Origin of the sequence: Microcystis sp. CS-574 (assembly GCF_028329095.1) — a bacterium.
GTDB lineage: Bacteria > Cyanobacteriota > Cyanobacteriia > Cyanobacteriales > Microcystaceae > Microcystis > Microcystis ichthyoblabe_A.
The window spans coordinates 1-5,591 of the sequence record NZ_JAQMSY010000138.1 but is presented as its reverse complement, the minus strand read 5'-3'; the positions used below and the strand labels follow the sequence as shown (position 1 = coordinate 5,591).

General features: G+C 44.4%; 3 protein-coding genes and 4 pseudogenes. 6 read left to right on the top strand and 1 reads right to left on the bottom strand.

The window, feature by feature from the left end; all coding sequences use genetic code 11:
• The 6 genes and pseudogenes from PN470_RS10975 to thiD all read left to right on the top strand — a co-directional run.
• Window positions 1-210: pseudogene (locus PN470_RS10975) on the top strand (IS5/IS1182 family transposase); the annotation flags it as partial.
• 115 nt (window positions 211-325) lie between these two features.
• Window positions 326-897, top strand: a pseudogene (locus PN470_RS10970) (helix-turn-helix domain-containing protein); the annotation flags it as partial.
• Window positions 898-1,040: 143 nt separating this feature from the next.
• Window positions 1,041-1,557, top strand: a pseudogene (locus PN470_RS10965) (transposase); the annotation flags it as partial.
• 221 nt (window positions 1,558-1,778) lie between these two features.
• Window positions 1,779-2,600 carry a cell division protein FtsQ/DivIB gene (locus PN470_RS10960; RefSeq protein WP_271938676.1) on the top strand — a complete coding sequence of 274 codons (822 nt, stop codon included), beginning with the start codon at window positions 1,779-1,781 and terminating at the stop codon, window positions 2,598-2,600.
• A gap of 192 nt (window positions 2,601-2,792) precedes the next feature.
• Window positions 2,793-4,040 carry a cell division protein FtsZ gene (gene ftsZ / locus PN470_RS10955; RefSeq protein WP_002778450.1) on the top strand — a complete coding sequence of 416 codons (1,248 nt, stop codon included), beginning with the start codon at window positions 2,793-2,795 and terminating at the stop codon, window positions 4,038-4,040.
• 6 nt (window positions 4,041-4,046) lie between these two features.
• Window positions 4,047-4,847 carry a bifunctional hydroxymethylpyrimidine kinase/phosphomethylpyrimidine kinase gene (gene thiD, locus PN470_RS10950; protein ID WP_002778447.1) on the top strand — a complete coding sequence of 267 codons (801 nt, stop codon included), beginning with the start codon at window positions 4,047-4,049 and terminating at the stop codon, window positions 4,845-4,847.
• Window positions 4,848-5,260: 413 nt separating this feature from the next.
• On the opposite strand, the pseudogene PN470_RS10945 reads toward thiD, so the two are convergent.
• Window positions 5,261-5,591 (bottom strand): annotated as a pseudogene (locus PN470_RS10945) (ISL3 family transposase); the annotation flags it as partial.

Here is a 5,591-nt window from a genome sequence, read left to right as displayed (position 1 = left end):
GTAAAGTGATGGCTAAACTTCCTCATACTTCCTTTTCAGCGATTGCTATTACTTTTTTAGTCATAAATCTTTCTAACCTGTTGAGGCAGGTTTTTTGGGCTTTTTTATGTCTGAAATGGAAAAACAGCACTTTTTCTCGGTCAATGATTAGGATAAGTTATGACTTAAAAAGTTAATCAACAACTAAAGCTTATGCTTGTAGCTAAGTGAAATCATTGATTAAGAGACCTGTACTTTTCAATGACTTTTTGCCGCAAACCCTAATACCGAATTTCAAAAACTATGGCATACTTATAGAAAAGATTATTAAGTGGATAAATTGGCGGTGCCGGTCGTACCCAAAATTGATATTGTTGAGTCAGTAGAAGATTTAAAAAAATTAATGAGACAACAAAAAAGTAGTTTAGCCTACGCTAAAGTACAGTCCTTATGTTTTTTGAAGATGGGGGAGGTAGAGACGGTTCGCCATTTAGTGGTATTAATGGGACGAGGGGAAAGAACAATCCATCGCTGGTTAAGTTTCTACAAAAAAAGGAGGAATTGAGCGATTATTATCTGAAGGAAACCCACCAGGAAGACCGAAAAAGATTTCGGTAGAAGAATTCGCTCTTTTACAAAACGAATTAAAAGACCCAGTGGGTTTTACCAGCTATAAAGAGATTTATTTTTGGCTCTCGGTCGTTCGAGAAATTTCCGTCAGCTATACAACAGTTTATCGTCTCGTTAGACAGGAATTAGGAAGCTCAATTAAAAGTACCTAGACCAGGAAATCCGAGACAATTGCCTGGCGAAGTAGATGAGTTTAAAGCGAACTTATCTAAACGACTAAAAGCTTTACTAGACAGGGAAAGCGAGAAAGTAAAGCGTTACGAGAAAGTAAGTTTTTGGTGCGAGGATGAAAGTAGATGGCTCTTCTCGACTTTGTGTGATAATTTTTGCTTATGGAATCGTGAAATGTTGACGGAGAAAGACTTTTACGACTATTTTGCCGAAGAAACTATCAGTATAGGCTTCGTTTCCACACAGAAACCGGAAGAGCCAGTAGATTTGGTTATCACACTATTGCTCGGAATAAAATAACTCTTTTCGGAGTTAAGCCGATTGGTAATTTTTAATATAACTTCCAATGCTTTTGGCTGTACGGGGCTGTAGAGCCTCGACAGGGCAGAAGCTTCTTCTATGAATTCTCCCATTTAGATGGGGATTGTTTCGGAGAATATCTATTACAACTATCGCAAGCTTTTCCCAATGAATTACATATTTTACAAGTAGATAACGCTCCTGCACATATGGCGGGACACTTAGAAATTCCCGACAATATTATCTTGTTTTATCAACCTTCTTGTTGTCCTGAAGTTAACCCCGCAACAGAGAGTTTGGCTGTACCTGAAAAATTTTCTGGCATGGGAAACTTTTGAATCTCTTGATGCTTTAAGAGATAAACTCGATGCTCTTTTAAATCGTTTATCCAATGACACTAGGCTCTTCGTTACTTGGTATGGTTCGATAGGGGGGCATAAATCGACTAAATCCTTATCTGGCAAGGGATTTAATTGATTAGTTCGCTCTAGATCGAAAATAATTGACAAAAATCGCTAAATGCTTTTCTATATAAGGGTTCCATCCCTTATAACCCCCGTTGATTGCATAACACAAACCGAAGAGCCTGACACTATCGGGTATTTAACGGGATGGTCTTGGATTTTAGAAGCTCTATGTCTGTCAGGAATTTAGAAATTTGGTATAAGATAACAGCAAAACTGTCCGAGATTTTCCCTATGAGCGATCAAATTCTTTCATCCCTCTCCCTGGAACAAAAACGACAAAACCTGCGCCACCAAAGGCGATCGAAGGTGTGGCAAGCTCTAGGTCGCTTTCTGGTGGTTAGTGGTTTAGCGACGGGATTAGCTTGGGGGATGACTTCACCCTATTGGACAATTACCAAGGCTGGACAGGTGGAAATCGCAGGCACGGAATTAATGTCCCCCGAGTCGATTCGCGCTTGGCTGAAATTAAGCTATCCTCTATCTCTCTGGGAATTACCTACCCATCAATTACGAGAAAAATTAGCGGCTATTCCCGCTATTGCCGACGTTAAGATCGAGCGGCAATTATTACCCCCGAAAGTGATTGTTTCTATTCAAGAAAGAAAACCTGTTGCCCGTTGGCGTTCTCATCAACAGCAAGGTTTTTTAGATGCCTCGGGAACGATAATTCCTCAAAACTATTATGGTCGAACTCTGCCCAAAAGCCAATTACCTAGCCTAGAAGTGCTTGGTTACGACCGACAATATCAACAACAGTGGCAAAAAATTTATCCCTTAATTGATAACTTATCCATTAAAATTGCCGCCATCGATTGGCGCAATCCTAGTAATCTTGTACTAAAAACCGAGCTAGGGCAGGTCTATTTAGGTTTTTATAAAGATAGATTGCCGGAAAAATTAACCGCTCTCGTACAATCACGGCAATTGTCATCCAAGATACCTCTAGCGCGAATTATCTACATTGACCTGAGCAATCCCGATGCTCCCACTGTACAATTAAAGCCACAGCCAGCCCCTAGGGTTGCCAAAGTAACGGCAACTGGTAGGGATTAACTGGAATTGATCAGTAAATAACCGCAATTATTCCCTTTAGGTATTGGCAAAAAAACCAAATTATGATTTTATGAACAAGAAACTGATACTGTAGATACTGGAACCGACATAATATTAGTGATAGTGTTAACAGTGCATCTCTAATTCATCAAATCAATAACAGAATCTTGTACTAAGAGTGTTCCAATTCCAATGACATCGATTAATGAGATCGTTCCCACCTATCCCAATCTGAACAGTAACGATTATGCCAGTTCAGCTATGAGCGAAGATAATCATTACTCTCAGAATAATGCTGGAGTATTATTTACTCGTCCCCATGAATCACAGATGACACCCCGAGAAGAAAGTCGTAGTAATCGCATCGTGCCGAGCAATGTCGCCAAGATCAAGGTGATCGGGGTCGGCGGTGGGGGCTGTAACGCCGTTAACCGCATGATCGCCAGTGGCGTGACCGGAATCGAATTTTGGGCAATTAACACCGATGCCCAGGCCCTGGCCCACTCCTCCGCCCCCCAGAGGTTACAAATCGGGACAAAATTAACCCGCGGCCTAGGGGCGGGGGGCAATCCGGCGATCGGACAGAAGGCGGCGGAAGAATCCCGGGATGAAATCGCCCAAGCATTGGAAGGAACTGATCTAGTCTTTATTACCGCCGGCATGGGCGGCGGTACGGGAACAGGGGCTGCTCCAATTGTGGCCGAAATTGCCAAAGAAATCGGCTGTTTGACCGTGGGAGTTGTGACTCGTCCCTTTACCTTCGAGGGTCGTCGTCGCACTAATCAGGCCGATGAGGGGGTGGGCGGTTTACAAAGTCGGGTCGATACCCTGATTATTATCCCCAATAACCAGTTATTACAGGTAATACCCGCCGAAACTCCCCTACAGGAGGCTTTTCGCGTCGCTGATGATGTGCTGCGGCAAGGGGTGCAGGGCATCTCGGACATTATCACTATCCCCGGTCTGGTGAATGTGGATTTCGCCGATGTGCGGGCAGTGATGGCCGATGCGGGTTCGGCCCTAATGGGCATCGGCATCGGTTCGGGAAAATCTCGGGCTAAGGAAGGAGCGATCGCTGCTATTTCCTCGCCGTTACTGGAATCCTCGATCGAAGGGGCGAAAGGTGTGGTCTTTAACATCACCGGTGGTCAAGACCTAACCCTACACGAAGTCAATGCCGCCGCCGAAATTATCTATGAAGTGGTGGATCCCAACGCTAATATCATCTTTGGGGCAGTAATTGACGAGAAAATGCAGGGAGAAGTCAGAATTACCGTCATTGCCACTGGTTTTTCTGGGGAATCCCCCTCTCGTCCCACCAGTAGCAAGGTGGTGATCAATACCCCCGCACCCAGTCCGGCACCCACTCCTGAACCACCAAAACCGGCGGGATTAGATATCCCCGATTTCTTGCAACGTCGTCGTCCTTTTGATCGCTAACCGCCTATGACTGCCATTGCCCTCACCATCGCCGGTTCCGATAGTGGTGGCGGCGCGGGAATTCAAGCTGATTTGAAAACCTTCGCCTTCCACCGAGTTCATGGCACCAGCGCCCTTACCTGCGTTACCGCCCAAAATACCCTGGGGGTCGAGCGCGTCGAATCCTTAAGTCCAGAAATGGTAACAGCCCAAATCGATGCGGTGGTCAGGGATTTCGGTGTGTCAGCGGTCAAGACGGGAATGCTGTTTAGTAGCGAGATTATCGAAGCGGTGGCCGAGGCGATCGAGCGCTGGCGTTTAACCAGTTTAGTGGTGGATCCGGTTATGGTTTCGCGGGTAGGAGCCAAATTAATTGATGATCGGGCTATAGATAGTCTTTTTAATAGTTTAATTCCTCTGGCTTCGATTGTTACCCCTAATCGTTACGAAGCACAGCTTTTAAGTGGCATCGAGATCAATGATTTTGAGACGATGAGAGCGGCCGCCGAAATTATTTTCCAGAAGTCAGCCACACCGGTATTAGTGAAAGGAGGAGCCATGAAAGGCCGGCTGCGTGGGGTTGATATCTACTTTGATGGGGAGGAATGGGAAACTTTTAAGACCAGAAGCGTCGAAACCAATAACACTCACGGGACTGGTTGTACCCTATCGGCAGCGATCGCGGCTAACCTCGCTTTGGGTGATGACCTAAAAATAGCGGTGAAAAAAGCCAAGGAGTACGTTACTAACGCCCTTGAGCATTCCCTCGCTATCGGTAGCGGAACCGGTCCAGTAGGCCATTTTTACCGCTTAAAAGCCCTAAATTAGTCAATTCATAACCACTACTCCGCGTATTTCCCCCAAGTACCCCAGAGTTGCACTGGTCGCCCCTCGGTTCCCCTCTCGGTCTATCGGGAATTAGTCAAAGAATTGCAGTCCACCCAGGCACGGGTGGAATTTCTAGAAGCACAAAACCAGCGGTAATGATTCGGTAGTAAGCTAAAACGCACTTAAACCACCGGCTCTTCTCGACTTTGTGTGATAATTTTTGCTTATGGAATCGTGAAATGCTTATCGGGTAACACTTTTAGGACTATTTTGTCGAAGAAACTATCAGTATAGACCTCGTTTCCACACAGAAACCAGAAGAGCCAACCACCTAAAATAGAAATAGTAACTTGAGAAAAATTCTACTTATGCCAGCTAAAGATTTCCGGTTCTTCCGAACTTACCATGTAAAATCAACTAGCAAAATGCCAATTTAATAAACATCTAAGACTAAAGTTTTTTAAAGTTTCTAAATCCATAGCCTCTCCTTTTAATCACCTTCAGTTTATTATTAATTCCTTCCACTGTTCCCTGGGTTGTTCGGTTATCAAAATAGGCAGTTATTTCATCAATCCAGCGCCGAATTGTCTGGCAGCTTTTAGGAAAGTAAGCCATCGCCTTTTTTATCCAATCGCTCAAGGCAAATAATCCCTCATTCCCCTCCGTATTTTTCTCAAATACTTCTCTAAATTCCTCTTTTAATTTGTGCATTTCCCCAAGTTTTGGAGACACTTTATATACTTC